Below are 22,343 nucleotides of genomic sequence, written 5' to 3' on the forward strand. Positions count from 1 at the left end.
TTTAACGGGTTGCCAAATTGGCTTCCCAGCATTAAAAATGAGTGATTGCCATGAGCAAATACTGGAGTGAAGCGATCCGGAGTCTGACCCCTTATGTACCGGGTGAACAGCCAAAGGGTAGCAATATTATTAAACTGAATACCAATGAAAATCCGTTTCCACCCTCTCCAATGGTGCTTGAAGCGATCCATCAGTTTGATACTGACCGACTACGTCTTTATCCTGACCCTGACTCGTCAGCGCTTAAGCAATCACTGGCTGATCATTTCCATGTTAAAACCGATCAAGTATTTGTAGGCAATGGTTCTGATGAGGTATTAGCGCATACTTTTATGGCTTTCTTTCGCCATCCTGAACCGCTATTGATGCCCGACATCTCTTACAGTTTTTATGATGTGTACGCCAACCTGTACGGCATCGACGTCAGGCACATCCCTTTACAAGACGACTTCTGTATTGCGCTGGATGACTACTCAGAAGCGAATGGCGGTATCATATTCGCCAACCCTAATGCCCCGACAGGCAGAGCATTAACGCTGGATCAAATAAACGCCCTGCTGCAACGTAACACTGAATCCGTTGTCGTTGTGGATGAAGCATATGTGGATTTTGGTGCAGAAACAGCCATCAAGCTGGTAGAGCAATACTCTAACCTATTAGTCGTCCAAACACTCTCTAAGTCTCGCTCTTTAGCCGGAATGCGGGTGGGTTTTGCTATCGGTAGCGCTGAACTCATCGATGGATTAGAGCGCGTCAAAAATAGCTTCAACTCATATCCACTGGATATGCTCGCCCAGGTGACTGCGACTGCCGCCATTAAAGACGTTGCGTATTTTACGCAAACCACACAGCAGATCATTAAAACACGGGAATGGACAAACGAGCAGCTATTAGCGCTGGGCTTTAAGATTATCCCATCGAAAACCAACTTTGTGTTTGCCTCACATCGCTATATTGAAGCGGCTGAGTTAATGGGATTTTTACGAACTCATCAGATTCTGGTAAGACATTTCAGCCGCCCAGGCATTGATAACCACTTGCGCATCACTATCGGAACAGAAGAAGAGATGCATGCAATGATAAATTGCCTGAAGCGTCATCCTGATATCATTTCTATGTGATAAATGCGCCTCGCTTGCAAAAAGCGGGGCTCGCATCCACACCTAATGAATCAGATCCATTTTCAGCAACAAGCTTATCTCAAATCAGCTTTACCGCTGCCTTTCTTGTACACTCTTTTAATACAACAATGTGTTTCCTTGCTGTATTAGATACTACTGTTAAAATTCCTCTTTAATTTCGGGAATGCCTATTGTGACTGAGTCTAATCGCGGCTTACTACTTGCCCTGTTCGCCTACTCCATATGGGGCAGCTTTGCCGTGTTTTTCAGTCTGTTAAAACACATCCCGGCTACTGAAGTCCTCCTTCACCGCATTATCTGGTCATTTATTTTTGTCGCTATCATCCTGACACTCACCCGCCACTGGGCCCGCGCCAAATCCGCACTGCTAAACCGGCGTCTGGTATTAGCCCTGTTTTGCTCTTCTCTACTTATCGGAGCCAATTGGTGCCTGTATATCTGGGCGGTTAGTGTTAATCGTGCGGTAGAAGCCAGCCTCGGCTACTTTATCAGCCCGCTGATTGCGATCTGTTTAGGCGTTATTTTCTTTAAAGAATCATTGGCCGTTTATCAAAAGGTAGCGATTTTTCTGGCGGCATGCGGTGTTGGCTTCAAGATTATAGGGATTGGCGAGTTCCCATGGATTTCACTATCTTTGGCGATCAGCTTCGGGCTTTACGGGCTGATACGTAAAAAAACACAAGTAGATACTGTCACCGGCCTGATGCTGGAAACCATACTTCTACTCCCCTTTGCTGCGGTTTATTGGGTCTGGTTATTAATACAGGGTGAGCAGCACTTCAGCATGAGTCTGGACGGCCTGCTCCTCATACTTGCAGGTGTGCTCACCGCATTACCCTTACTGGCTTTTTCGGCAGCGGCTCACAGATTAAGCCTGACATTACTTGGCGTTATGACTTATCTTGCGCCGACACTTCAACTGTTAAGCGCAGTGCTCATTTTAGGCGAACCGTTTGATAAGGGTGATTTTGTGACATTTTCACTGATATGGCTGTCGTTACTGATCTTTTCAGGAGGGGCAATCTGGCGGCGTAGACGAACGCCAGAAAGTATCGTTTGATAACTAAGCCAATAAGCACTTGATGAGCTAATAGGTTTTTAGCTGCTTATTAACGCCAGGGCTCGCCTTCCACTCGGTTGGCACCACTTTGTTTAGCGACAAACAGGTTCTCTTCTGCTCGCTTCAAGATACTTTCAGGGGTATCTTTCGCATCACGCAATGTAGCTGCACCAATACAGACAGTAAAATTCAGGCTGTCTTCAGCGTCATCGGAAGCAGATGAAACCTGCAGCTCGGCCGCCAATTTACGCACACGCTCTGCCGCCAGCAACGCCTGTTCCCGGTTAGTTTCCGGTAAAAACATCACAAAGCGGTCATCAGAAAAACGGGCAAAAAAATCTGCGGTTCGCTGGAAGCCATGCATCGCTTTTACAAACTGCTGTAATACTTTATCCCCGGTGTCCCAGTTGTATTGATCATTGATCTGCTTGAAGTTATCAATATCGATCAACAAAAATGAACATACCCAATCGTATCGCTGTGCCTGAGCAATCGAGTGGTCAAGAATAGTCAGTAAAGAGCGGCGGTTATATGCACCGGTTAATGGGTCACGTTGCGCCTGATTAAATAACTTTTGTTGATTACGCCTGGAAACTGACACATCACGCGCAACCCAGATCAACTCAGTTTCATCGACAGCAACCAAGGTTGTATCCCAGGTTTGGGCGGTGGTTAACCCAAGTTCACGCCAGTGAAAAGAATGCTCAGGTTGCATCGACAGCGTTAACTTTTGCGGCTCTCCGCTTTCCAATGCTTTTTTCGTCATTGCAGCAATATGGCCGGCAACTTCATCAGGGAATAATGCAGTAAACGTTCTTGAAATCATCGCATCGGGCTTCAGCCAACTGGCACTGCCGGCACTCACTTTTTTGATTTCTCCGGTACTGCTTAACCTCACGACGATTTGATCAATAGCCGCTAATAGACACTCAAAACGACGCAAATGCCGTCCTTCAGAGTCCGTCATGTCACTCTCCCTAACAGAAATTACTTGTTAAAAGTTATAGCACAGCTGAAGCGACTTATTATCTGAATTGTGAAATAACCTAAAAATATGTTCGCTAAGAAGCACTTGTGCTGCACTAATAGCAGCTATGCAGCACGCAGATTACTTAATAAAGCGCCTGACAAGGCGAGCAGAATCACCGAACAGGTCTAAGGAATAATGGATAGGATGCCTATCCAGGCAGTCCAAAAGAGATGAAATATCTTCAGGCCTCCCTTCAAAACCGGCATTCAGCAACATGCAGCCCTCACCTTCAATATTGAGCTTAATATTCTTATGCCTGAGAGCATCGTCATCTTCATTAGAAAACGTTAGCTCCCAGCCACAGGACAGAAGCGCGTCCACCAATAACTTTCGTTGTAATTGAGTATTTAACGTACCTAATAAACGATATACCTGCATCACAACTCCTGTGTTACTTTTACTTTTGCTGCTGCTTTTGTTGCTGCTTTTGTTCCTGTTCGGCCAACTGGCGCTGACGCTCCAGGCGCTTCGCTTCACGGCGCTCTTGCATGGTCAAGACAGCCGCCTCTCCTATATGACCCTCACCCCGCAACATGGCTAGCTGCATCTGTTTTTCTCGCTGAGCAAAACGCTGCATTTGCTCATCGGTGTGTTTACCAAAGCAATGCGGACAACTAACCCCTGGTACATACTGCTCGCTATTTTTGTCTGCTTCGGTGATCGGCATACGACAGGCATTACACTGATCATACTGACCTTTTTCAAGCTGATGATTCACCGTAACCCGATCATCAAAAACAAAACACTCACCTTCCCACAAAGATGTTTCCTGCGGGACTTCTTCCAGATATTTCAGAATTCCGCCTTTAAGGTGGTATACCTCATCAAAGCCTTGCTCTTTCATATACGCCGTTGATTTCTCGCAACGAATTCCGCCCGTGCAGAACATCGCTACTTTTTTCTGTTTAGCGGGATTCATATGCTGCTTAACATACTCTGGAAACTCGCGAAAACTTTCTGTCTGTGGGTTGACTGCATGCCGAAAAGTACCGACTTGCACCTCATAATCATTACGCGTATCCACCAGCACTACATCAGGATCACTAATTAATGCATTCCAGTCTTTGGGCTCAACATAAGTGCCCACCACTCTTTTAGGGTCAATGCCTTCCACGCCAAGCGTTACAATCTCTTTCTTAAGCTTCACTTTGGTGCGCTTAAACGGCTGGCGCTCATGCAAGGATTCCTTATGATCAATATCTGCCAAACGCGCATCAGACTTCAACCAGGCTAGTAATGCATCAATCGCTTCTCGCGTACCTGAAACCGTGCCATTGATACCTTCCTGGGCCAATAACAGTGTGCCACGCACAGCATTGCTCTTCATCACATCATACAAGGGCGCACGCAGCTCCTGATAATCATCCAGAGCAACAAACTTATACAGGGCACACACCACAGTGTGAGACATAATGATTCTCCCAATTAAACTAAAACGACGAGGGATTATACGTAAATCCTGATTAACTGTCGCTGATTGACGCGCATAAGGCCCATGAATAAATTTCTATCAGACCCTTATCGCCATACCGTTAGCTCTAGACCCTGATCTCTGCAACTGAGATGATACGACAGTTACAGTACTTTATTACTTGCGAAGAGATTTCACATGAAAACACCGATGCTTTGCGCCGTTTTGATCAGCGCATCAATCGCTACAATATCCGTTAACGCCTTTGCGACAGACAGTATTCCCTTTAATGCCGGCAAATGGGAGATCACCAGTCAAGCAACAATGCCGATGCTCCCCCAACCCATCATCAATACCAACATCGAGTGCATCAACGAAGACACCATCAGCGCAGATCGCTTTGCCAAACAAACCCGTGGCAATTGCACAGCAACCGATGTAAGTGCTTCCGGGCAACATATAAAATGGAAAATGAGCTGCGACGTTCAAGGTAACCAAATGACAGGCTACGGAGATATGCAGGCGAACGACACCAACCTAAAAGGAAAAGCAACGATAGCGATGTCTATGCAAGGATTAATGATGGAGATGAAGACGACATGGAAGGGAAAGCGCCTGGGCGACTGCAACTAAATAGCCGACTTCAATTAATAGCTCAGACGCCCTCACTCAGAGAAGCACATAGCGGCTTTTCTGAGTGCTCAAACCTGATATATTTACATCTGGCATAGCTGATCTGACAGAATTAATCTAATCAAAAGGCTGATTATTCAGTGCTACAAATATCCAAGCACATCATTATCCAAGATGAAGAAATTGAAATGATACCCATTCGCGCCCAAGGCGCGGGAGGGCAAAACGTCAATAAAGTATCCAGCGCTATCCATCTACGCTTTGATGTGACTGCCTCCTCTTTACCCGACTATTACAAACAACAGTTACTCAATCTAAACGATCAGAGGATCAACAAAGAAGGCATTATTGTCATTAAGGCCCAGCAGTTCCGCACTCAGGAAAAAAACAAGGAAGCGGCTTTAGCGAGACTGCTCGAACTTATCAAAAGCGTGACAACACCACAAAAAGTACGCAGGCCGACTAAACCAACAAAAGGGTCTAAAACCAGAAGGCTCGATAGTAAGAATAAGCGCGGAAAAACCAAAGCAATGCGCGGCAAAGTGACCGACTAGAGAGCTATTAACTCGAGAACTATTAACCAGAGAAGTATTAACCAGAGCGCTAAGCCCCCAGCATATACCCCTGAGCATCTGAATTCTCAGAATCGGTAATAGAGTCCAATGCTTTTTCGAGCCACTGGCCTGTCTCACCGCGTAACCAGGAAGCAGACAACTCATTTTGTAATAACGCAGCCCAGTCTGTGACCGCCATTCTCGCAGGAATACTCAGGCGTTGAGGCAGGTGCTTTAAGATCGAGTACACTTCAAAAGGAATTTTAAAATCCCTGAACTGCCTGCGCGCAAACAGCTCCAATTGACGACCTGTGCAACGGGCAGGAACAATATCTCTAGCGGCTGCCACCTGCATCCAAGGATCGATCCCCCGAATACCCAGCTCTTCATGAGCCAATGGAAAAATCCCATACAGGTTAAATGCACGCAGATAAATTTGACGCAGATAAGCATCATAGCACTGGTTTTCAATAGCTTCCAAGCGATCCATACCACTCATATGCTGCACATCAAGTGATGCAGCGGCTAAAGCATAAGAGCGCCCTAATATTGCCACCTCCATCAGATCATCACTCTCTTTTCTAATCCAGTGACTGATCGGACGCTCATGACGCCACAAGTTTGTCAGAAAAGCTTCATTGAGCTCAAAAGGCACATTTAAGTCAGTAACAACGCCACCAACACCGAAGCGCACCGCTATAAGATCGGTTTTAATACACCCCAGCAAGGCCTCGATAACGCGCCCGGCACGCTCATGAAAAATGACGTAGTCATCAGCATAAAGATCAATACTTTCTTCAGGGAAATTAAGTACCTGCACCAGATCCGGGACAGACCATTCAGCCAGCAAGCGCAATTCGGCTTCTGTAACAACGTCATTGATTTTGCTATGAGGATTTAACAAGCAAACAGTCTTTGAGTTGCTGGATAAACCTTTCTCTATACCATCATCTGTCAAACTCGGCATTTGATAACAGTGGTTCAACATTAACATACAAAGTATCCCCACTTAGTTCGTTGATTAGAATCAACATGAGCCGAGCCATTTCCTTGTAACTCCAACATTTGACGATACCTCCATCCATGAGTGAATCGCTGAATTCAATTTACTGGCTGGTAGTGTAGCATTATAGCTACAGATTCAGCCTTTGTTAAGCTTTTTAACCCTGGCCAACATCCACTCTGGCCATTATTTTATTCAACACGCGTGACGCTGCAACCATGCCGAATGTTGCCGTCACAACACTAGCGGCACCAAAGCCACCATCACAATCCAGCTTGGTCTGGCCATCAGCGATTATTTTCTGAGCACAAACCGATCCATCAGCTTGTGGATAGCGCAGTTGCTCCGTGGAATAAACACACTCAATACCAAACTTTTTACCGTTTTTATTAAATCCATAATGGCGTCTTAATACAGAACGGACCTTAGCTGCCAAAGGGTCATTATAGGTTTTAGATAGATCGATCACGCTGACACATGTCGGATCCAACTGCCCACCAGCGCCGCCCACCGTCACAATAGGTATTTTAAAACGCTTACAAAATCCGATAAGCGCCGCTTTATCCTTAACACTATCAATAGCGTCAACCACATAATCAAAACAGTCGCGGATCAATTCAGGAATATTCTCACGATTAACGAACGCATGCTCTTCATGCACAAGACACTCAGGATTGATCAAACGAATGCGTTCGGCCATCACTGCAATTTTAGATTGCCCGATCGTGCCATCCAGTGCATGAATCTGCCGGTTAATATTAGTTTCACAGATATCGTCCTGATCAATCAGCGTAATTTCACCTATGCCTGACCGCGCCAATGCCTCTGCCACCCATGAGCCAACACCGCCAATGCCGATAACACATACATGAGACTCTCGAAAACGATCTACGCCCTCGACACCATAAAGGCGCCGCGCTCCACCAAAGCGATTATCAAATGAAGACACTATTCAACCTTATATCAATACGACTCTGTTACAGCTCGTCTTCCGTTAATTCGGTAAAGACCTGCTGACCACACTTATTACAAGTGCCTTCTACAAAAATAGTTCCATCCAGCAGATACTCAAGCGGCGTATGCATCCCTAAATCCGCTGCCTGACAATTATCACACCATGTTTGATCCAGAAATGCTTGCTGCTCTTCTTCATCACGTGCAAAAAAATCACGGACGGTTCTTTGATCATCTGTAGACATATTATTTATTCCTGGCGCTTCACAAGCACATTACTTAACGAGGCTTATCATTAAAAGTGTAACCAGAGGATCAGGAGCGCTATTTACGCTCCTGTTTATGCATAGGCTACTAATACATAAGCTACCAGCCCATTTCCTGCTTAATAAAAGGAATGGTAACTTTTCTTTTAGCCATCAGGGACGCCTTATCCAAACGATCAAGCATAAGGCACAAATCATTCATACTACGACTGGCATGATGTACCAGGTATTTAGCAACATCCTCAGCCAGATCTATGCCGCGAATTTTTGCACGTAGTTGTATCGCCTGCACTTTGTCATCATCATTCAGCGCTGCCACGTTAAAAACAGCACCCCAGCTTAAGCGAGAGACAAGATCAGGCAGTTGAATTTCAAGCTGCCTCGGCGCTGAGTTTGCTGCCACAATCAGCGTATTCTGTTCCTGGCGAATCCGATTATACAAATGAAACAAGGCTTCTTCCCATTCAGGCTTTCCGGAAACCGCCTCGACGTTGTCGACGCATATCAGATCGAGATGCTCCATACCTTCAAGAATTACCGGGCTTAAATTAAGCAGCTCATTCAACGGCAAATAGACCGCCGTCAGCTTACGTGGCTCTGCTGCATGACACGCCGCCTGTAACAGATGAGAGCACCCGGAACCTTGCGCCCCCCAGATATACAGGAAAGACTCTCCCTCCCTTACCGCTGCCTGACGAAGCATGGCACAAACAAGACCATTACTGCCTATTTGGTAATTCTCAAATCTTGCATCATCCCTGAGGGAAACACCAAGCGGAAGTTGTTGTGGCGCATTAGCGCTTTTCATTAACGTCTATATCCTGTGCTTGCGGTAATTCATCTTCAGTTTGCTCTGCCAACGCTTGAGGACCATATAAATGACTGCTTTTATAACCATCATGAACGTGGCGCAAAAATACCATAATTACAGCGGCCACCGGAAGCGCAATCAACACACCAACAAAACCAAATAGCTGCCCGCCTGCCATAATAGCAAAAATCACTGCCACTGGATGCAAACCAATTTTATCGCCAACCATTAAGGGTGTTAACACCATACCTTCCAAAGCCTGACCCACAGCAAATACGGCCGCCACCCACATCAGGATTATCGGATCATGAAACTGAAGATATGCAGCGATCCCTGCAGCAAAGATCCCAACAATAAAGCCCATATAAGGAACAATACTAGCCAATCCGGCTAACATTCCTAACAACAAAGCTAAATCTAAACCCACCAACCACAATCCAACGGCATACACACAACCAAGCGCCAACATAACCAGCAACTGCCCTTTGATAAAAGCGCCCAAAACTTCATCACTTTCTTTTGCCCAGCGCGACACGATAGGCTCAATATTACGCGGTAACAGATGAGCAATTTTTTCCATCATGACATCCCAGTCCCGTAAAAGATAAAATGTCACAACAGGTATCAATAACAGATTAGCAATCCAGCCGACTACCGCTAAACCGGAGCGTGTCAGCCCAGACGCAATCTGCGCCATAATATCCCCGGTTTTTTCCCAGTGACTGGCGATAAGATTTTTAAACGACTGCAAATCACCGAAGGAAACGCCATCGCCCAGGTACGCCTGGATAGCAGGGACAGCCTTTTCCTCAAACAAAGCAATAACCGCTGGCACCTGCTTAATCATTACCTGAATCTGATGACTCAGCTTAGGTATGAACAACAACACCAGCAAGGTAACAATAGTTGTCAGAATAACGAACACAATCACGACCGCAGAGGTACGTGACACCCCCGCCACTTCAAGCCGGTCGGCGAGTGGATCTGTTAAATAAGCCAGCAGAGCCCCCACCAGAAAAGGTGATAATATAGGCCCTAATAAATACAGCAACATACCGACAACAATAATAATAAGCAGCATAAACAAACGCTGCGAAGTAATAACATTTTCCATTAAACCTACTTTCCTCGTGTTCCAATCCAGCGCCAACGTAGAGATATAGCATCCCCGCCCTGTAAAAGCCGCATCAACATCATTCTGCTATCCAGGCTCAAGACTTGCGTGAGCGCAGCAACCTTTAATGGGCTTTGTACGGATAGAGTTAATACTTCATGACTCAAAGAAACGACTTCCACACGATAAATGGATGACAATGACAGGACATATTCCATAATTGCGGCATAGTCTGCCACATTTTTAACACTTGTCACGGTTATCTGCTGAGTATTTAGGTAGATGGCGTCCTGACTGACCACCTTAATTCCCGAAGACTCAATCCACAATTGAAAAACCGAGGGCACCTCTTCAACGAACCTTCCTTTAACGGAGTGCCATGGTGAGTCATCAAGGTCGGGCAAACGCCATACAAAGCGGTTATCTGAATCGATCGATACAACAACAACCCATACTTTTCCAAAGGCTTTTGTGCGATAACGGATACGATCCGACAGCCTTTCATTGTTTTGTTTCAATTTCCGGCCTTGGTCAAGTACCACATCGGCAGGAAACGCCAGAGCAGCGGCATGCTCCAATATTACCTTTTTATAACCGACAAAGGTTGCGTTATCGACGTCGCCCAGCAGCCAAATAAGCAATCTGGGCCGGTACTTACCTAACGGCTTGATGCCATGCCCTGATAACAGCGAATTAATAGCCTCCGGCTCGAACTGCAATACTAAACGCTGGGCAAGATAGTCATTTCTTTGAGCATCCGTGACAACCTCACGCGTAGACTCAAGACGAAACTCACGCAGGTAGTGCGCTGAGACTGAGGGTAATTCATCAACGATATCGGCAGCCCCCGGCGACCCGCTAACCTTCATCAATACCTGCTTCATTCCTGATTTAATGAGAACAGCGCCAGGCAGCGCCAGGCTTTTGGCTACTAACTGCTCACTTTGGTAAAGATTTTTTACAGGCTCAGCCCTTGAGTACGTTGCGCTCAGCGCTATGCACATAACAAAAAACAAGCTCATCAGATATTTAACGTTAAGCACTCTCAATAAAACACCCAATAACACAAGCAAAAACACAGCCGATGAGTAATTCAAACTGAAAACTTTAACATACAATAGCCGCCACTCGCGCAACCTGTTAGAATGCTGCGCATATTTTTTCACCTGTCATTTCACCCTGTCTGGAAGGTTGCATTGCATGTCTACTGGTTCTGACCAAACATCCCTGAGTTACAAAGACGCTGGCGTTGATATTGATGCAGGAAATGCATTAGTTGATCGAATTAAAAGTATTGCCAAACGCACAGCACGCCCTGAGGTTATGGGCGGGCTCGGCGGTTTTGGAGCGCTGTGCGAAATCCCAGCAGGATATAAACAACCTGTTCTGGTTTCTGGTACAGACGGCGTCGGCACAAAACTTCGTCTTGCAATGGAGTTGCACAAACACGACACCATTGGTATCGATTTGGTCGCCATGTGCGTCAACGATCTGGTAGTTGCGGGTGCTGAGCCCCTCTTCTTCCTTGACTATTACGCAACCGGCAAGCTTAACATTGATATGGCTGCTGATGTTGTTGAAGGTATCGGTAAGGGCTGTGAGCTATCAGGCGCAGCACTGGTGGGCGGCGAAACGGCTGAAATGCCGGGTATGTATGAGGGTGACGATTACGATCTCGCCGGTTTCTGCGTCGGCATTGTGGAGAAATCTGAAATCATTGATGGCAGCAAGGTCAGCGTTGGCGACACACTGATCGGTCTGGCCTCTTCCGGCCCACACTCAAACGGCTACTCGCTGATTCGAAAAATCATCGAAGTGTCCGCGGCGGACCTGGAGCAGGACATTGAAGGACGCAAGCTCAGAGACGCACTGCTTGAACCGACACGCATCTATGTAAAATCGGTTCTCAACCTGATCAAAAACGGCCAGGTTAATGCACTTTCTCACATCACTGGCGGCGGCTTACTGGAAAACATTCCTCGCGTCCTGCCAGCTAATGCAAAAGCGGTCATCAATACTAACTCATGGACGCTTCCCGGTGTATTTCAGTGGCTGCAATCTGCGGGTAACGTTGAATCCCGTGAAATGTACCGCACTTTCAACTGCGGTGTAGGCATGGTTATCTGCGTCCCCGCCGAACATGCCGATAAAGCACTCTCACTGCTGCAAGCCAGCGGCGAAAATGCCTGGGTTATTGGCCATATCGACACAGCACAAGATGGCGAAGAGCAAGTAGAGCTGATCGCCGCGGAGTAAAGCAATGTCCCTGAAACGGATTGTAGTACTGATTTCGGGAAGTGGCTCTAACCTGCAAGCGATTATCGATGCAATCGAATCTGGCCGCATACACGGCCAGATTGTTCAGGTTATAAGCAACAAAGCGGATGCATACGGACTGGTACGCGCAGCCAATGCCGGCATTCCAACCTGCCATATTGATCATAAAGCCTACGCTTCACGCGAAGAATTTGATGAAGAGATGCGTCGTAGAATCGACTCTCAGCAAGCAGACCTGGTAGTACTTGCCGGTTTTATGCGCATCCTTTCGTCTGCATTTGTAGAGCATTATTCTGGTCGTATGTTAAATATTCACCCTTCGTTACTCCCTAAATACAAAGGCCTGCACACACATCAACGCGCTCTAGCTGCAGGTGACTGTGAACATGGATGCACGGTACATTTTGTTACCGAAGAGCTGGATGGCGGACCTCTCCTTGTACAAGCTATCGTCCCGATTATCGACAAAGATGATGAACTTAGCTTACAAAAAAGAGTGCACGCTCGCGAACATATCGCCTATCCACTTGCCATAGAATGGATCTGTGCTGATCGGGTTCGGTTTGAAGCAAATGACATCTACCTGAATGATGAACTTTTGCCCGCCTCTGGCTTCAGATTAAGATACGAGGCTTAAACCTGCTTTAAAGGAATTCAACTATGCCATCATTTTTTCAGGGACTAATGCGCCAGGGAGCTGCAACATCAGCCTTGCTTTTATCCTTAACAGCGCACGCCGGCGCAACGCCGCCAATCACCTCTTTTAAAGCGATTTATACATCTGAATGGGATGCCGGTATCGCACTAAAAGGAGAGGTGGAGCGCTCACTTACCCAGACCGCTGATGGACAATGGCTGTTTCGCACTTACGCCAGCGCGATGATTGCCTCTCTGGAGGAAAAAAGCACCGTCACATTCAACCAGTCTCAGGTAGTTCCGCAAAACTACCATTACAAAAAGCTGGTATTGGGAAAAAAGAAAGAGGTCAAGCTTGCTTTTGACTGGTCCGCGATGAGCGTCAACAACGATGTTGATGACAAACCATGGAAGATGGACATCTCTGAATCCACCCAAGACAAACTTAGCTATCAGCTGCAGATGCGCATGGACCTGAAAGCAGATAAAAAAGGGCCTCTGAGCTACAAGGTAGCTGATGGTGGCCGGATGAAAGTTTACGACTTCAACATTATAGGCCATGAAAAAATACAATCACCCATGGGCGAGTATGACACCATCAAAGTAGAGATGGACCGGGGACCTGACGCGTCTCGCGAAACCTATATCTGGTATGCCCCAGCGCTCGACTATATGATTGTCAAACTTAAACAGGTCGAAGACGATGGCAAAGTCTATGCCTTACAATTGAAATCAATGGAAACATTCTGACATGTCCCAAACTAATGCTGACACGTTATATAACTGGCTTCTGCAACAAGAACTGACAGGTGACGATGACCGCCGCTTTTACTCAAGCTACCTACTCGGCCACGTCAGCCTTGCTATCGCTGATACGGAAGAAAATCCGCAGCAATTCTACGAGCGCCTGACCCAAGGTCTGGAATCCACGCTACCTGAAGATAAACTTTCAGAAAAAGATATTGCAGGCATTCACGCCTTATTAGCCGAGGCCCCCAAGTAACCCTCATTATTTTATTGTGCATCGCACAATGTAAGCGTAAACTTTAGTCTAGGTTTTTCGACTATTGGAGCTAACTAATGAGCAAGACATTTACAGGCATCACTAATGACGATCGCCGCATTCAAGCTGAACTTCAGGCGATGGGCGCATTTGACAACCCTGAAGAAAAGCAGGCTACATCAATCGCACAGATGTTTGATGCTATCGGCCAATTTTCAGAGTGGATGCGCTGGAAAGGTGAAGTAGGTGTTTATGGTTGTCGGGTTGGCGCATCACACGCACGCCGCCTGGAAGCAAAGCACTTAGCCTAGCACAGTGCATAACTGCAGCTAATATTAACCGCTAGCTGCAGTTTTTTACTCCATCATTTTAAGATCCACACCTAAAGCCACGGATCTTTTCTGCATAGCATTGTTAATCATATCATCCCTCAAAGTACCGTTACGCTTGGTAATCTGAAGTATATGCTCACACTGCTCGCGCTGTTGCTTCTGGATATCGTTCATAACCGACTGATTCGTCCACGCCATTGCCGCTTTTCGACTATTCACATAATCCTCTGCGAAGCTCTGTAGTGAAAACAACTGCTTGGGCTCAAACGTTTGGTTCATCTGTCGAATAAAAATATCTGTCAGTAACATCGCAGACGTAGACTGACGAAATACATACCGCTTATTCACACCAGGCCAATTACTGTTGATGACCGTTAAGGATTCCTTATCCGCCTCCTTCTCCATATTATGCAGTAATGCGTACACACCATCATAAAAACCAGAGCATCGCGCCCCAACAGCAGACGCCAGACGCATCTGCTCCAACCCAACGCTGTTCTTTTCAGCTGATTGCGATACTGTTGGTATTAAGACAAGTATCAACATAGGCATCAAAAAAGCCCGGAGCGAGCAGACAAGCACACATACTCGCCGGTATAAGACAGACATAAGAACTCCTTAAGATACCCGAGCATTTAAGAAACCCGAGAATTCAACTTACACACCCCGATTTTACCTAATTACCTGACATCCGGGTATTAAGAATTTAAATAAGTAATTTTCACAGATGTCTACCTTCACACTGCCATGTCGACCTGCTGAACAGACCCCACATCGCCCGCCTCCGTAAGATATATTCCACTTTTAGTAACGCGCCCAATATCTTGATTATCATCGGCTTTTAAGTCAAAAGGAGAATTTTCAGATCCCGTATAAATCGCCCCCACACCACTTTCCCCCAGGGATAATAACTGATCAGCCTGCAAGGTTTTATTCCAGATTAACAGATCATCAAAGACACTATCGGCCGCATCAATAAATCCATTTCTATCATCATCATAGCGACTTAACTCTTCAAACCCCTGGCCTGTCTTACCTCCAAATAACTCAGAACCATCATCAATTTTACCATTATTATTTTTATCCAATCCTAACCAACCGCTTGCACCGGTCAAATAAGCAAGCCACTCAGACTCACCATCTGCATCGATATCAAATACAAAAGAGGCATCTGACAGCTGCGCGGAGCTACCATCAAAATTAAGCAACAAAGGGTCTTTATAACGCACCTCTTTTGAGAAACTAAATGTTTCTGTCGAAGAGTAATGGCGCTCCATTGTCATCGCCATGTCGAAGCCAATTTCAACACCGTCCGATGTTTTGACAATACCACCTGCATTAAAACGGGTTATCTCGTGTTCTTCAACGGAACGCGACAGATTGACGGTCATTTTGACTGTTTTAACCTCTGACAGAAAATCTGTTGCCGAAGATCGCTGCACCCGCCCGCCTGAAAAATCCTCAATGGAATTATCATTCAGCATAAAACCCGTTTTTTCAACGGGCAGCTCAGTTCCGGTTATTGCTTCAAACAGTGCCTTAAACAGGTTAGCCTGAGTTAAACTTTGCTGCACTTGCGTAGCACGCTGCTCTTCGATAGAACTAAACTGCAAGCCATTTTCTGTCATCACTAAAAAAGCAGCGCCTCGCTCAGCACTTAATGCATCATCACCGGAGAGACCCTGCACTGCCTGCGCCTCTCCTAATAGCGAACTAGCCTGAACGAACTGCTGCCCAAAACCGGATAGATTACCCTCCTGGAAATAACTGATCGATTCTGACTTCTGATGCTCCGAGCTCATAGAAATCATACTTTTCTCAATAATCATAAAATATCTCCTAAATATTTATTACTACCTATTTTTTACTACCTATTTTCCTGACTGTATTTGAGCCCTGTTTGCGGTCAAACTTTGCCTCACATCTCTTTCCTGCGGCATATAAATACCGCCCAAAGCAGCCAACCGACCCATTTCGAACACAACTCTGATCAAATTCAGCATAGCTATTGCAACGCCATTAAGAAGCAAGCAAGATGCAGGCCTACGGTACATTGGCAGGAATATTAAATAGGAATATTAAAAATGTTTACCCGCGTGACACGTCGCTTTTTCTCCCCCCGCCTCTTTCTCAGCAGCAGCCTCCTTATCCTTCTAAATGGATGTAGCACTGTAAGCCCTCCACCGCCCGGTATTAACAAGGCGATATGCTGGGATACCCTCGCGGGCTGGCAACAAGACACTCTTAGCGAAGCGCTGCCTGCACTCAGGCAACAGTGCCCCAGGCTCAGCAAATCTCAGCCTGAGTGGAAAACCATCTGCAGCGCCATCGATACCCTCCCATTGACAACAGATGATGAAATGCGTGATTTCTTCGAAGCGCATTTCATTCCACACAACATCATTGGAACCGCAGGCAAAAACCAAGGCCTCATCACCGGGTATTACGAACCCACCCTCAATGGCAGCATGCAACCCAACCCACGTTACAACTACCCTCTCTATCAACCCCCAAAAGACATGCTTACGGTAAAGCTAGGCTCACGCTTTCCTGAATTAAAGGATCAACGAGTGCGCGGACGGATAGAGGGCAACACTGTCATCCCGTATTACAGCCGCCAAGAGATAGATAACAGCGACTCCCCACTCAAAGGGCAGGAGATTCTCTGGGTTGATGATGCAGATGCAGCTTTTTTCCTGCATATTCAGGGATCAGGGCGTATTCAGCTAGCCGATGGCAGCATGATCGGCGTTGGTTATGCTGACCAAAATGGCCATCCCTATGTTGCCATTGGCAAGAAACTGATTGAACAAGGCGAGCTCACACGTGAGGAGGTATCGCTTGATACCATCAGACAGTGGCTGTCTTCTCACCCGGCAGAAGCAGACATACTTAAGAACCAAAATCCCAGCTATGTTTTCTTTAACGTAAGAAAAGACCTTGAGTTCGGTCCCAGAGGATCCCTAAACGTACCATTGACGCCGGAACGCAGCGCCGCTGTAGATAGAAAAATAATACCGCTAGGAACGCCTTTATGGATCACTACAACATTGCCAGGCAGTAATGAGACTTACCAACGCCTCGTATTTGCTCAAGACACTGGCGGTGCAATCAATGGCCCGGTACGTGCGGATATGTTTTTTGGACGCGGAGAGCGTGCTGAAAAGCTGGCAGGGGAAATGAAGCAGACCGGTAGCATTTATGCTCTGCTGCCTAAAACCAACCAGGCAATTACAGCGATCTGCAAATAAACGCCATCGCCGAAAAGCTTGCATAAAAAAAGGGTAAGACATTTAAGTCTTACCCTTTTTTTGCCTGTTTATTCAAAGACATCTGTTAAATAACGTGTATTAAAAAGATGCATTAAACAAACAGGTAGACGGAAGCTCTGAAAGCTCCCGTTTCATAGCGGCTAAAATTATAGCGCTACGATGTTTTCTGCTTGCAGGCCTTTCTGACCCTGAGTAACAGTAAACTCAACTTTCTGACCTTCAGCCAGAGTCTTGAAGCCGTCACCCGCGATAGCGCGGAAATGAGCGAATACATCAGGACCATTTTCCTGTTCGATGAAACCAAAACCTTTTTCTTCGTTAAACCATTTTACTGTGCCAGTTGTTGTAGACATAATAATATCCTGTCAAATCATGAGTATTGGAAGCTATCTCTATATGAGAAAGCGATAAAGCTGGAAATATTGCTACTACTTATGAAAACAGAACGAGCACTCAACAAAGAAGATCGAAATGGAACACATAAATATAAGTCGTACTTTCAAGCTAAGCTAATTATATACAGCTTCGCGACGTAGTCAAAGCAGATTCACCTTTACTTTATTATTAGTATCACGGCTTTGACGAATTAACTCATCATTTGCAAGTGTTGATGCCGACTTCGCCAGCCGATCGTACAAAATAACATTTACCGTCGCTGCCAAATTCATACAACCAATCGTGGGTACATAAACCACAGCATCAGCCCGATCAATAACACGCTGTTCCAAGGTCCCGTCTTCAGGCCCGAAAATATAAAAAGCGTTTTCCGGATGCTGGTATTCAGGTAAAGGGGTTGCCCCCTCCACCAAGTCTACACAGACAATTTTGCAATTCTGTGGAATATGCCGTAACAAACAGTCGACACCCGTCAATGAAATATTGCTGCGGGCATCTTTGGTATCCGTATTAAACTTTACAGCCCGCGCATATCGCTCGCCTGTATAAAATACAGAGCTGACCTGATAGCAACCCGCGGCCCGCATAACCGCGCCCACGTTAGCCGGACTCTTGGGGTTACTTAACCCGATACAGACATTATGTTCTTTCATATGCGTTAAAGTCATTTCATAAAAGTCATTTCATATTTAATTCAAAAACCAATCCACGCAGCAGGAACTTCTTTCATCCCCAAACATTAGGAACAACCGCGTTGCTATAACCTGATATAAACGTTTGAGCTGTACCCGAGCCAATCTCATAGGTATGCCGACTGACCGCACCAATATTGGCTCCATACACATGAATACTAATCGACACCTGGTCCGCTAATGCATTTGAAACCCGGTGAATATCACCCACAGACGGCGAGACAAGATCAACGTCTCCCACCTGCATCACATGCCTCCCTGTCGCAAGCATCTGGCCGGTTTCGTCTTCTTTATTAAATTCCTCACAAACCTCACCACCGCGCATAACACCGACCATACCCCATACGGTGTGGTCATGTATTGGCGTGCTCTGTCCGGGGCCCCAAACAAAACTGGCTACCGAAAAGCGCTCGAGCGGATCACAGTGCAATAAAAATTGCTGGTATCGCTCAGGATCTGATTGAGCAAACTCCGCTGGCAGCCAGTCATCATGAGCAACAAGCGACTGCAGCAGCTCTTTGCCAGCAATGAAGATTTGTTGCTCATCACCGCCTACCTTATCAACAAGGCGAGTAAAGTCCTGAATAAATACTTTAAGTCTTGCCTGGTTCTGCATGATGAATTCCTATAGCAAGGTTAAACGACTGCAAATGAAACGAATCACAATATTGCCCGTAGTACTACGCGAACAATAAGCGCAGTCTTTCAAGATCTTCCGGCGTATCCACACCGGCAGGAGGTAACTCATCAGCGACTTCTACGTGAATCCGCGCCCCGTTCCACATTGCACGCAGTTGCTCTAAACACTCAGTTTCTTCTATCGGTGCAGGTGCCCAGCGGACAAATTCATTAAGCATCTTCACACGGTAGGCATAGATGCCGATATGTCGTTGCCAGCTATAACATGCAGGCATCAGCTGTTGATTGGCAGAAAACTCATCCCGCGGCCAGGGAACGGGGGCGCGGCTAAAATACATCGCCATGCCTCGTGCATCCGTGACAACTTTCACCACATTAGGATTTAACAGCGAAGCTAAGTCCTCAATCGGCTCAGACAATGTGGCAATGCCAGCCTCTGGCTCAGCTTTGAGATTATGTGCAACCTGATTAATAACACGCGGCGGTATTAACGGCTCATCGCCCTGAACATTAACAACAATATCATCCGCATAAAAACCCAGCGAGTGCACTACTTCCTGCAACCTGTCTGTACCTGATGGATGATCCGCTTTAGTCATGCAAACTTCGGCACCAAAACTACGCGCCGCATCTGCAATGCGATCATCATCTGTTGCGACAATGACTCGCTCTGCTTCACTTTGACAAGCCCGCTCATACACATGCTGCACCATCGGCTTGCCTGCGATATCTGCCAACGGTTTTCCTGGAAAACGTGTAGACGCATATCGTGCCGGTATAATAACGCTGAACCCCATGACCAGCTCCTATTTTTCCTTAAGACGCTCTGCTGTCGTTAATGTGCGTGCTTCGCTTTCCAGCATTACCGGAATTTCATCTCGGACAGGGTATGCCAGACCACTGGTACGGCAGATCAATTCGTTTGTCTTGGCATTGTATTCAACCGGTGCTTTTGATACCGGGCAAACCAGAATATCCAGTAATTTCTTATCCATCTGTCTCACTCTCTTTTACATTTTGGAGCAATTGCATTAACTGCTCACTAAATTTAGCGGGTAACTGCGCATCTACCTGCAAATAGTAGGCAGGGGCGCTGAGTGGTAACAACGCACACTTGACGGCATCTTTTTCGGTCATGATAACAGGAAGCGCATCATCGAATGTAATATCAGACAACTGAAATAAATGATGATCAGGAAAACTATGTTCAATAGGCCGCAGACCTGCTTGTCGCAACGTATTATAAAAGCGACCCGGGTTACCGATACCGGCGACTGCATGCACTCTTGTATTAACTTCTGTATTAACTTCTGTATTAACTAACATTGAAACATCATGGCGTTGACCATCCTTTAGACTGACCAGCCCCGTCACTGCCAATTGCATAGTGATAGCCTTGCTATGCTCATAACCACCGGCACCGTTGACGATGAGCATATCAACATGCCCCAGACGCTCAGGCAACTCGCGCAACGGCCCGACAGGTAAGCAATGACCATTACCTAAACCACGCTTGCCATCAATCACGACTATTTCAATATCGCGACCCATTGCATAATGCTGCAACCCATCATCACTGATAATGATATTGCAGTTGTGTATTTTCAACAGATGCTGGCAAGCACGCACTCTGTCAGGATCAATGACCATAGGCACCTGAGTGCGTTGCACTATCATTAAAGGCTCATCACCCGATTCCTCAACGCTTGACTGCTCAGTCACACTAAAAGGATAGGCCCCGGGATTGGCTGTATATCCACGACTGACAACTCCGGGCCTGTAGCCCTGATCACGCAACCATTGAATTAACGCGATCACCAGCGGGCTTTTGCCGGTGCCACCGACATTAATGTTACCCACCACAATCAGAGGTACTGGTGAGATCCATTGCTGCAGACTTTGCTGCTTCCTGCGACGCTGAGATAGGCAGATGAAAAGCTTTTCTAATGGCCACAATAGCAATGGCCAGCGAGATCCATCATACCAGGCGTTTTCAAGCATACGCATCGTCTACTCAACAGCTTGTTTGGTAGTGATGCTGAGCTTTTCAAAGCCTAAACGCCCGGAAACATCCATTGCGGTGACAACGGATTGGTGCGGTGTTTTAGCATCAGCGGTAATAACCAACGGCGGTTTTTTATCATCAACAATTAATTTCAGCATTGCCTGGCGCAATGTTTTTTCCTGAGTATTAATCAGCGGCAAACCATTAACGCTGTACTGTCCTTCTTCATCAATAATAATTTCAATCGCCTTCGGCAGATCCTGAGAAACAGGCTCAGCGGAGGTTTCTGGCAGATCAATCTCCAGATGAGTCTCTTTAGTAAAGGTGGTCGACACCATAAAAAATATTAACAACAGAAACACTACATCGATAAGTGGCGTCAGATTAACACTCACCTCTTCTCTATTGCGACGCTGAAATCTCACAACAAGTCTCCGCTAATTATCATGATCAACGTCACGTTCACCATGAACAGCTTCAACCAGTTTGACTGCCTGCTGCTCCATCTCAACGACAAGCGAATCTATTTTACGCTGAAAATGACGATGGAAAATCAATGTTGGTATGGCAACGGCTAAACCTGATGCCGTCGTAATTAAGGCTTCTGAAATTCCCCCCGCTAAAACCGCAGCATTGCCCGTTCCCTGTATCATGATTTCGGTAAATACCTTAATCATACCGATAACGGTACCGAGCAAACCTAACAAGGGCGCAATCGCCGCAATCGTTCCTAATGCGGTTAAAAAACGCTCCAGCTCATGAATCACCTGGGAAGCAGCTTCCTGGATGCTCTCTTTCATAATTTCCCGTCCATGACGCGCATTATTCAGGCCCGCCACAACGATCTGCCCCAAAGGACTGCCCTTTTTAACCTCTTTCATCCGCTCGGCTGTCATTGCACCACTTTTCAGCCAACCCCAGACATTCTTCATCAACTCTGGCGGGGCGATTTTTCTGGCACGCAACTCCCACAAACGCTCCAGACAGATAGCAAGAGACAAAACCGAACAGCCAATGATAGGAATCATTAGCCAGCCACCAGATGCGATCAATTCAAACACGTTTAACTCTCCTTTAATGTCGGGCTACTTTAACATACTGAAATGCATTGGA

The 22,343-nt window shown here is 46.3% G+C and carries 29 protein-coding genes; 10 read left to right on the forward strand and 19 right to left on the reverse strand.

What is annotated here, in order from left to right; all coding sequences use genetic code 11:
* Nucleotides 1-50 precede the first annotated feature (50 nt).
* Entirely contained in the window at nt 51-1,121 is a 1,071-nt protein-coding gene (hisC, locus tag BM099_RS10820) for a histidinol-phosphate transaminase (RefSeq protein ID WP_090727898.1), read from the forward strand.
* Nucleotides 1,122-1,314: 193 nt separating this feature from the next.
* Nucleotides 1,315-2,202 carry an EamA family transporter RarD gene (gene rarD / locus BM099_RS10825; protein WP_177201149.1) on the forward strand — a complete coding sequence of 296 codons (888 nt, stop codon included), beginning with the start codon at nt 1,315-1,317 and terminating at the stop codon, nt 2,200-2,202.
* Nucleotides 2,203-2,251: 49 nt separating this feature from the next.
* Here the strand turns inward: rarD and BM099_RS10830 are convergent, their stop codons facing one another.
* From BM099_RS10830 to trhO, 3 genes are all read right to left on the reverse strand, one after another.
* A complete protein-coding gene (locus tag BM099_RS10830; protein ID WP_090727904.1) occupies nt 2,252-3,169 on the reverse strand; it encodes a sensor domain-containing diguanylate cyclase in 918 nt (305 codons plus the stop codon).
* A gap of 141 nt (nt 3,170-3,310) precedes the next feature.
* On the reverse strand, nt 3,311-3,610 hold the full coding sequence (locus BM099_RS10835; RefSeq protein ID WP_090727907.1) for a hypothetical protein: 300 nt from the start codon (nt 3,608-3,610) through the stop codon (nt 3,311-3,313).
* A gap of 19 nt (nt 3,611-3,629) precedes the next feature.
* A complete protein-coding gene (gene trhO, locus BM099_RS10840) occupies nt 3,630-4,643 on the reverse strand; it encodes an oxygen-dependent tRNA uridine(34) hydroxylase TrhO (RefSeq protein WP_090727910.1) in 1,014 nt (337 codons plus the stop codon).
* Between the two features lie 198 nt (nt 4,644-4,841).
* On the opposite strand from trhO, the gene BM099_RS10845 reads away from it, so the two are divergent.
* Nucleotides 4,842-5,276 carry a DUF3617 domain-containing protein gene (locus BM099_RS10845; protein WP_090727913.1) on the forward strand — a complete coding sequence of 145 codons (435 nt, stop codon included), beginning with the start codon at nt 4,842-4,844 and terminating at the stop codon, nt 5,274-5,276.
* 140 nt (nt 5,277-5,416) lie between these two features.
* A complete protein-coding gene (gene arfB / locus BM099_RS10850; RefSeq protein WP_090727916.1) occupies nt 5,417-5,830 on the forward strand; it encodes an alternative ribosome rescue aminoacyl-tRNA hydrolase ArfB in 414 nt (137 codons plus the stop codon).
* A 49-nt stretch (nt 5,831-5,879) separates the two neighbouring features.
* Here the strand turns inward: arfB and BM099_RS10855 are convergent, their stop codons facing one another.
* The 6 genes from BM099_RS10855 to BM099_RS10880 all read right to left on the reverse strand — a co-directional run bounded on the left by BM099_RS10855 (nt 5,880) and on the right by BM099_RS10880 (nt 11,021).
* Nucleotides 5,880-6,824: a hypothetical protein gene (locus tag BM099_RS10855; protein WP_090727919.1), complete on the reverse strand. Its 945-nt coding sequence runs from the start codon at nt 6,822-6,824 to the stop codon at nt 5,880-5,882.
* A 166-nt stretch (nt 6,825-6,990) separates the two neighbouring features.
* Nucleotides 6,991-7,782, reverse strand: coding sequence for a tRNA cyclic N6-threonylcarbamoyladenosine(37) synthase TcdA (tcdA, locus tag BM099_RS10860; protein ID WP_415860146.1), 792 nt, complete (start codon nt 7,780-7,782; stop codon nt 6,991-6,993).
* Nucleotides 7,783-7,810: 28 nt separating this feature from the next.
* Nucleotides 7,811-8,032: a hypothetical protein gene (locus BM099_RS10865; RefSeq protein ID WP_090727925.1), complete on the reverse strand. Its 222-nt coding sequence runs from the start codon at nt 8,030-8,032 to the stop codon at nt 7,811-7,813.
* Between the two features lie 121 nt (nt 8,033-8,153).
* Nucleotides 8,154-8,861, reverse strand: a complete 708-nt coding sequence (gene hda, locus BM099_RS10870) for a DnaA regulatory inactivator Hda (protein ID WP_090727927.1) — start codon at nt 8,859-8,861, stop codon at nt 8,154-8,156.
* On the reverse strand, nt 8,848-9,978 hold the full coding sequence (locus BM099_RS10875) for an AI-2E family transporter (RefSeq protein WP_177201150.1): 1,131 nt from the start codon (nt 9,976-9,978) through the stop codon (nt 8,848-8,850). Before BM099_RS10875 ends, hda begins: the two co-directional genes overlap by 14 nt.
* A 5-nt stretch (nt 9,979-9,983) precedes the next feature.
* A complete protein-coding gene (locus BM099_RS10880) occupies nt 9,984-11,021 on the reverse strand; it encodes a DUF2066 domain-containing protein (RefSeq protein ID WP_143083761.1) in 1,038 nt (345 codons plus the stop codon).
* Between the two features lie 157 nt (nt 11,022-11,178).
* Between BM099_RS10880 and purM the strand changes: the two genes are divergently transcribed.
* The 5 genes from purM (at nt 11,179) to BM099_RS10905 (ending at nt 14,205) form a co-directional block, all read left to right on the forward strand.
* Nucleotides 11,179-12,234 carry a phosphoribosylformylglycinamidine cyclo-ligase gene (gene purM, locus BM099_RS10885; RefSeq protein ID WP_090727932.1) on the forward strand — a complete coding sequence of 352 codons (1,056 nt, stop codon included), beginning with the start codon at nt 11,179-11,181 and terminating at the stop codon, nt 12,232-12,234.
* A 4-nt stretch (nt 12,235-12,238) separates the two neighbouring features.
* Nucleotides 12,239-12,892: a phosphoribosylglycinamide formyltransferase gene (purN, locus tag BM099_RS10890; protein ID WP_090727935.1), complete on the forward strand. Its 654-nt coding sequence runs from the start codon at nt 12,239-12,241 to the stop codon at nt 12,890-12,892.
* Nucleotides 12,893-12,915: 23 nt separating this feature from the next.
* Complete coding sequence (locus BM099_RS10895; RefSeq protein ID WP_090727937.1) at nt 12,916-13,641, forward strand: DUF3108 domain-containing protein; 726 nt, start codon at nt 12,916-12,918, stop codon at nt 13,639-13,641.
* Nucleotide 13,642: 1 nt separating this feature from the next.
* Complete coding sequence (locus BM099_RS10900) at nt 13,643-13,894, forward strand: YfcL family protein (RefSeq protein WP_090727940.1); 252 nt, start codon at nt 13,643-13,645, stop codon at nt 13,892-13,894.
* Between the two features lie 77 nt (nt 13,895-13,971).
* On the forward strand, nt 13,972-14,205 hold the full coding sequence (locus tag BM099_RS10905) for a hypothetical protein (RefSeq protein WP_090727942.1): 234 nt from the start codon (nt 13,972-13,974) through the stop codon (nt 14,203-14,205).
* A gap of 45 nt (nt 14,206-14,250) precedes the next feature.
* Here BM099_RS10905 and BM099_RS10910 read toward each other — a convergent pair whose 3' ends face one another.
* Complete coding sequence (locus BM099_RS10910; protein WP_090727945.1) at nt 14,251-14,835, reverse strand: hypothetical protein; 585 nt, start codon at nt 14,833-14,835, stop codon at nt 14,251-14,253.
* A 128-nt stretch (nt 14,836-14,963) separates the two neighbouring features.
* A complete protein-coding gene (locus tag BM099_RS10915; protein ID WP_090727948.1) occupies nt 14,964-16,055 on the reverse strand; it encodes a hypothetical protein in 1,092 nt (363 codons plus the stop codon).
* 255 nt (nt 16,056-16,310) lie between these two features.
* On the opposite strand from BM099_RS10915, the gene mltA reads away from it, so the two are divergent.
* Entirely contained in the window at nt 16,311-17,477 is a 1,167-nt protein-coding gene (gene mltA, locus BM099_RS10920) for a murein transglycosylase A (protein ID WP_090727951.1), read from the forward strand.
* Nucleotides 17,478-17,644: 167 nt separating this feature from the next.
* On the opposite strand, the gene BM099_RS10925 is transcribed toward mltA, so the two are convergent.
* From BM099_RS10925 to BM099_RS10960, 8 genes are all read right to left on the reverse strand, one after another.
* On the reverse strand, nt 17,645-17,851 hold the full coding sequence (locus BM099_RS10925; RefSeq protein ID WP_028468790.1) for a cold-shock protein: 207 nt from the start codon (nt 17,849-17,851) through the stop codon (nt 17,645-17,647).
* Between the two features lie 183 nt (nt 17,852-18,034).
* Nucleotides 18,035-18,547, reverse strand: a complete 513-nt coding sequence (locus BM099_RS10930; protein WP_090728126.1) for an RNA methyltransferase — start codon at nt 18,545-18,547, stop codon at nt 18,035-18,037.
* A 73-nt stretch (nt 18,548-18,620) separates the two neighbouring features.
* Nucleotides 18,621-19,202 (reverse strand): cysteine dioxygenase family protein, encoded by a 582-nt coding sequence (locus tag BM099_RS10935; protein ID WP_090727954.1) that lies wholly within the window; start codon nt 19,200-19,202, stop codon nt 18,621-18,623.
* Between the two features lie 64 nt (nt 19,203-19,266).
* The gene (kdsB, locus tag BM099_RS10940; protein WP_090727958.1) at nt 19,267-20,022 is read right to left on the reverse strand and encodes a 3-deoxy-manno-octulosonate cytidylyltransferase; all 756 of its coding nucleotides are present in this window, start codon (nt 20,020-20,022) and stop codon (nt 19,267-19,269) included.
* 9 nt (nt 20,023-20,031) lie between these two features.
* Nucleotides 20,032-20,220: a Trm112 family protein gene (locus tag BM099_RS10945; RefSeq protein ID WP_090727960.1), complete on the reverse strand. Its 189-nt coding sequence runs from the start codon at nt 20,218-20,220 to the stop codon at nt 20,032-20,034.
* Nucleotides 20,213-21,232: a tetraacyldisaccharide 4'-kinase gene (gene lpxK, locus BM099_RS10950; RefSeq protein ID WP_090727963.1), complete on the reverse strand. Its 1,020-nt coding sequence runs from the start codon at nt 21,230-21,232 to the stop codon at nt 20,213-20,215. Before lpxK ends, BM099_RS10945 begins: the two co-directional genes overlap by 8 nt.
* Nucleotides 21,233-21,235: 3 nt before the next feature.
* On the reverse strand, nt 21,236-21,655 hold the full coding sequence (locus BM099_RS10955) for an ExbD/TolR family protein (protein ID WP_090727966.1): 420 nt from the start codon (nt 21,653-21,655) through the stop codon (nt 21,236-21,238).
* A gap of 12 nt (nt 21,656-21,667) precedes the next feature.
* Nucleotides 21,668-22,291, reverse strand: coding sequence for a MotA/TolQ/ExbB proton channel family protein (locus BM099_RS10960; protein WP_090727969.1), 624 nt, complete (start codon nt 22,289-22,291; stop codon nt 21,668-21,670).
* Nucleotides 22,292-22,343: the final 52 nt, after the last annotated feature.

The organism is Neptunomonas qingdaonensis (assembly GCF_900113275.1).
In the GTDB taxonomy this organism is placed as follows: Bacteria; Pseudomonadota; Gammaproteobacteria; order Pseudomonadales; family Balneatricaceae; genus Neptunomonas; species Neptunomonas qingdaonensis.

Coding starts and splice junctions, on each gene's coding strand:
- hda (WP_090727927.1), bottom strand. CDS start 8,861: ATGAAAAGCGCTAATGCGCCACAACAACTTCCGCTTGGTGTTTCCCTC.
- purM (WP_090727932.1), top strand. CDS start 11,179: ATGTCTACTGGTTCTGACCAAACATCCCTGAGTTACAAAGACGCTGGC.
- BM099_RS10865 (WP_090727925.1), bottom strand. CDS start 8,032: ATGTCTACAGATGATCAAAGAACCGTCCGTGATTTTTTTGCACGTGAT.
- BM099_RS10935 (WP_090727954.1), bottom strand. CDS start 19,202: ATGCAGAACCAGGCAAGACTTAAAGTATTTATTCAGGACTTTACTCGC.
- BM099_RS10910 (WP_090727945.1), bottom strand. CDS start 14,835: ATGTCTGTCTTATACCGGCGAGTATGTGTGCTTGTCTGCTCGCTCCGG.
- kdsB (WP_090727958.1), bottom strand. CDS start 20,022: ATGGGGTTCAGCGTTATTATACCGGCACGATATGCGTCTACACGTTTT.
- BM099_RS10835 (WP_090727907.1), bottom strand. CDS start 3,610: ATGCAGGTATATCGTTTATTAGGTACGTTAAATACTCAATTACAACGA.
- BM099_RS10930 (WP_090728126.1), bottom strand. CDS start 18,547: ATGAAAGAACATAATGTCTGTATCGGGTTAAGTAACCCCAAGAGTCCG.
- BM099_RS10915 (WP_090727948.1), bottom strand. CDS start 16,055: ATGATTATTGAGAAAAGTATGATTTCTATGAGCTCGGAGCATCAGAAG.
- purN (WP_090727935.1), top strand. CDS start 12,239: ATGTCCCTGAAACGGATTGTAGTACTGATTTCGGGAAGTGGCTCTAAC.
- BM099_RS10905 (WP_090727942.1), top strand. CDS start 13,972: ATGAGCAAGACATTTACAGGCATCACTAATGACGATCGCCGCATTCAA.
- BM099_RS10900 (WP_090727940.1), top strand. CDS start 13,643: ATGTCCCAAACTAATGCTGACACGTTATATAACTGGCTTCTGCAACAA.
- BM099_RS10925 (WP_028468790.1), bottom strand. CDS start 17,851: ATGTCTACAACAACTGGCACAGTAAAATGGTTTAACGAAGAAAAAGGT.
- BM099_RS10830 (WP_090727904.1), bottom strand. CDS start 3,169: ATGACGGACTCTGAAGGACGGCATTTGCGTCGTTTTGAGTGTCTATTA.
- BM099_RS10945 (WP_090727960.1), bottom strand. CDS start 20,220: ATGGATAAGAAATTACTGGATATTCTGGTTTGCCCGGTATCAAAAGCA.
- BM099_RS10895 (WP_090727937.1), top strand. CDS start 12,916: ATGCCATCATTTTTTCAGGGACTAATGCGCCAGGGAGCTGCAACATCA.
- BM099_RS10875 (WP_177201150.1), bottom strand. CDS start 9,978: ATGGAAAATGTTATTACTTCGCAGCGTTTGTTTATGCTGCTTATTATT.
- hisC (WP_090727898.1), top strand. CDS start 51: ATGAGCAAATACTGGAGTGAAGCGATCCGGAGTCTGACCCCTTATGTA.
- BM099_RS10855 (WP_090727919.1), bottom strand. CDS start 6,824: ATGTTAATGTTGAACCACTGTTATCAAATGCCGAGTTTGACAGATGAT.
- lpxK (WP_090727963.1), bottom strand. CDS start 21,232: ATGCGTATGCTTGAAAACGCCTGGTATGATGGATCTCGCTGGCCATTG.
- mltA (WP_090727951.1), top strand. CDS start 16,311: ATGTTTACCCGCGTGACACGTCGCTTTTTCTCCCCCCGCCTCTTTCTC.
- BM099_RS10845 (WP_090727913.1), top strand. CDS start 4,842: ATGAAAACACCGATGCTTTGCGCCGTTTTGATCAGCGCATCAATCGCT.
- trhO (WP_090727910.1), bottom strand. CDS start 4,643: ATGTCTCACACTGTGGTGTGTGCCCTGTATAAGTTTGTTGCTCTGGAT.